Below are 3,846 nucleotides of genomic sequence, written 5' to 3' on the forward strand. Positions count from 1 at the left end.
ATATCAAGACCAATGGTGGTAATCTTCGTCATGGTGGATGGCTCCTCAGATGGATCTTACAACGGACCCATCTTGGCACATCAGATGCCGCTGGCGGGCGCCGTCCACCACATCACCGTAATAAGCCGTAATAAGAACGATGATGTCGATAATGCCATGGAAGGTGTGTTGCGAACGATCCAAATGGCGTTGGAAGCATCGCAAGATGACGGAGAGGCCCTCACCCTCCCGGCGCTAAGCGCCGGGTCCCTCCCTCTCCCCGCTGAAGCGGGGAGAGGGTAACTCCAGCGCCTCGATCAGTGCTGCCAGATCGTCCGGCGGCTTGCTTTCGAAATGCAACGCCTCGCCCGTCACCGGATGCTCGAAGCCCAGCATGGCGGCGTGGAGTGCCTGGCGGCCCAGCGCCTGAAGCGCCAGCTGCGCCTCTTCCGGCAATTTGCGGATCGAGGATTTGAAGCCCTTGCCGTAGGTCTCATCGCCGAGCAGCGGGTGGCCGATATGGGCCATATGCACGCGGATCTGATGGGTGCGGCCGGTCTCGAGCCGGCAGCGCAGGAGGCTCGCACAGGGTGGCGCGCCGAAGCTGCGCTCCACATCATAATGCGTGATCGCCGCGCGCGCGCCCGGCCGGCGCGCCACGCTCATCTTCTCGCGCGTGGTGCCGTGCCGGCCGATCGGCGCATCGACCGTGCCGTGCTTGCGCTCGGGCGCTCCCCACACGACCGCCAGATAGGCGCGCTCGAGGCGGCCGTCGCGGCCATGGGCGGCGAACTGCTCGGAGAGACCCTTATGGGCCTGGTCGGTCTTGGCCACCACGAGAAGGCCCGACGTGTCCTTGTCGAGCCGGTGGACTATCCCTGGCCGCCTGACCCCGCCAATGCCGGAGAGGCTCTCGCCGCAATGGGCGATGAGGGCGTTGACCAGCGTGCCGGTCTCATGGCCGGCAGCCGGGTGGACGACGAGGCCGGGCGGCTTGTCGATGACGATCAGGGCGTCGTCTTCGTATATAATGTCGAGATCCATGGCCTCGGGCAGGGGCTCGGCCGCGACCGCCGGGGGCAGGCGCACCGTGACCTGATCGCCCGCCTTCATCTTGCGGCGCGCCTCGGTGACGGGCGCCCCCTCGACATCGACACACCCATTGGCAATAAGGGTCTGGAACCGGGCCCGGCTCGTTTGCGGGAACCGGCGGGGCAGGAAGCGGTCGAGCCGGTCGCCCGCTTCGTCGGGGGCCACGGCGACATGCAGGATTTCAGGCGATGGAGAGGTCATGACGGACAATCAGCAACCGGTGGAGACGGGCGAAACCCCGCCGCAGCCGGGCTTACGATTCCTCGAAATGACCGTCTATATCATGGGCGGGCTGCTCGTCATCATGCTGGTGGTGCTTTTGGGCGGCATCGCCTGGAAGGCGACGCGCGGCAAGGCGCCGGAAGAGCCGCCGAAAGCCAGCCTGGTCGAGATCGCGACGCCGGCCGGGGCGACGGTTTCGGGCGTAACGCTGGACGGGAACCTGATGGCCGTCCATGTGGTCTCGGGGGCCAGTCATGAGGTGGTGGTGGTGGATACGAAGAAGGGCGCCGTCATCAGCCGGGTCAGGCTCAAGCCCGAGGGGCAGTAATCCCGCGGCAAATCGGCATTTCCGGACATCTTGCGCTTTCGGGGACGGGCTCGTATATCGGGGCCGCGCCGTCCGCCGGCGCCCAAAGCGGGGTTCGTCTATCGGTTAGGACGGCAGCCTCTCACGTTGCAAAGACGGGTTCGATTCCCGTACTCCGCGCCAATCCTTTCCCTCACTTGACCGGCGGCTTTCCGTTCACGTCGACGAGCACGCAGAGGTGTGCAGGTCAGCATGTCGCTGCGTTCGACAATGCCAAGGCCGACAGCTTCATGAAGACGCTCAAGACCTAGGAGATCAACGCGCGATCCTTCACGTCGATCGGCGAGGCTCGCTCGCGCATCGACGACTTCATCGCCAATATCTACAACTGAGAGCGGCTGCACTCGGCGCTCGGCTACCGATCGCCGCTTGAGTTCGAGACCTACTTCGCGCAAAACAAAGCTATCTGAACCCGAAATGAAAACCACTGTAACCGAAATTACCGTGTCTCACTCAAGGGGTGCAGTCCAGCACTGTCACCGAAATCCCGAAATCCATGTCACCGAAATCCAAGACTTCGGAAGCTGCCGAAGTGAGGTCTTCGGACCAGTACGCCGGCGCTCAAGATCTGAGGTCCTCGTGTGAGCGCACCCTGGCTAGGTAATCTGAAGTTGTATCGTTATTCGGTTACGGTCTACTTCTTTCTGACGTCCAGTCTTCTTTTGGACTTCAATTGGAAGCTCGTGTTGCCGTTTTCGGCTCTGGGAGCGTTTATCGATATACTCGTAAAGATCAACAACAGAGTTTCGCTGCTTCTTAGTGCAATTTGCTCGGTAGGTCTTGCCATCATTTTCTATTTTATAGTTCGGTATCATCTAATACCCGACGATGTGAGTTGCCTGCCGCTCAATATTTGTGTTCGAACAGGATATTTTGATAATCTGATCAATAACGGAATTTCGGAAATCAACCTGCTGAAAGCTGGAATTGTCGATGTGCTGCGATTGTTGTCGCTTGGAGTGCTTTGCTGTCTTGTAATAACAGCCATGGCCAGAGCGAATGTGGCTTCCCTTCCTCCAATGTCTGATAGGCAGCGTTATCTAAGCTTTCTGTTTTGCAACATGATGAATGTTCTTGCCATTGACATGATGATGAATCTTCCGAACAGATTGAAGCACTCGACTGAGATACAGGGAATTTCGGATGTATATTTTTCGTATTTTGTTTGGCCAGGCGGCCTCGGCTATATCGGCTCGCTGATTTTTTGCCTGTTGCTGACGTTGATTTCGCTCGATGATGAGCGCTTTTACAACAAAGGTTCGGGAGTAACTCGTTCTCAGCCGTTAGGGGGCAATAGATGACCGATTTGGGGAATTTCGGTGACAGGGAATTTCGGTGACAGGAATTTCGGTGACAGTGCATTTAATTTGACTGAAGAGCCGCTCCATGTGATCCTCCGTCCATGGCCCGCCTTGCCCGTATCGTTATCCCCGGCCTGCCGCATCATGTCACCCAGCGTGGCAATGGCCGTCAGCGCACGTTCTTCGACGATGCCGACTACGCGCTCTATCGCGATCTCCTGGCCGAAAGCCTGAAAGCCGCGGGCGTCGCCTGCTGGGCCTGGGTGTTGATGCCCAACCATGTTCACCTGATCCTGGAGCCCTCGGACGAGGACGGCCTGCGGCGTGCGCTGGCGCCGGTGCATCGCCGCTATGCCGGCATCATCCATGCGCGGCGCAAGCGCAGCGGCCATTTCTGGCAGGGCCGCTTCGGCTGCGCCGTCATGGACGAAGATCATCTCGCCGCCGCCCTCGTCTATGTGATGCTCAATCCGGTGCGGGCCCGGCTCGTGGGGCGGGCGCAGGATTGGCGATGGTCGAGTGCGCGCGCCTATCAGAGAGGCATTGCGGACGGGCTCACCCGGACGCAGCCGGTGCTGGACCGGTTTCCCGATATGAGCGAGATGCTGAAGCGCGAAGCGGATGCGGATCTATTGCGTAGGCTCAGGGCAGCGGAGACCATCGGGCGGCCATTGGGAGAGCCGGGCTTCCTCCGGCGGATCGAGCGCAAGACCGGGCGAGATCTGATGCCTGGCAAGCGCGGGCCCAAGCCAAAGCGGGGCAAGAGCAATTAAATGCACTGTCATGTCTGGACGGCGCCCTGTTGGCAAGAGGTTTGCGAAGCGATTTTTGTGGGCAGTGCGCAGGATGCAGTCATGTCTACGGCCTGTGGTGCAGTCTTGACCT

4 protein-coding genes and 1 tRNA gene are annotated in these 3,846 nt (G+C 60.1%); 4 read left to right on the top strand and 1 reads right to left on the bottom strand.

Features of this window, described 5'->3' with window-relative positions; all coding sequences use genetic code 11:
• Positions 1-234: 234 nt before the first annotated feature.
• Positions 235-1,272, bottom strand: coding sequence for an RluA family pseudouridine synthase (locus tag DT068_RS27790; protein WP_119393169.1), 1,038 nt, complete (start codon positions 1,270-1,272; stop codon positions 235-237).
• Here DT068_RS27790 and DT068_RS27795 point away from each other — a divergent pair.
• The 4 genes from DT068_RS27795 to DT068_RS27810 all read left to right on the top strand — a co-directional run bounded on the left by DT068_RS27795 (position 1,271) and on the right by DT068_RS27810 (position 3,734).
• Positions 1,271-1,621, top strand: a complete 351-nt coding sequence (locus DT068_RS27795; RefSeq protein WP_119393170.1) for a DUF6476 family protein — start codon at positions 1,271-1,273, stop codon at positions 1,619-1,621. The genes DT068_RS27790 and DT068_RS27795 overlap by 2 nt on opposite strands.
• 87 nt (positions 1,622-1,708) lie before the next feature.
• Positions 1,709-1,783 (top strand) — tRNA-Glu (locus DT068_RS27800).
• Positions 1,784-2,241: 458 nt separating this feature from the next.
• Positions 2,242-2,961, top strand: a complete 720-nt coding sequence (locus tag DT068_RS27805) for a hypothetical protein (RefSeq protein ID WP_119393171.1) — start codon at positions 2,242-2,244, stop codon at positions 2,959-2,961.
• A gap of 101 nt (positions 2,962-3,062) precedes the next feature.
• Positions 3,063-3,734, top strand: coding sequence for a transposase (locus DT068_RS27810; RefSeq protein WP_119393172.1), 672 nt, complete (start codon positions 3,063-3,065; stop codon positions 3,732-3,734).
• The last annotated feature ends 112 nt before the right edge of the window (positions 3,735-3,846 follow it).

Origin of the sequence: Taklimakanibacter lacteus (assembly GCA_003576695.1) — a bacterium.
GTDB lineage: Bacteria > Pseudomonadota > Alphaproteobacteria > Rhizobiales > Aestuariivirgaceae > Taklimakanibacter > Taklimakanibacter lacteus.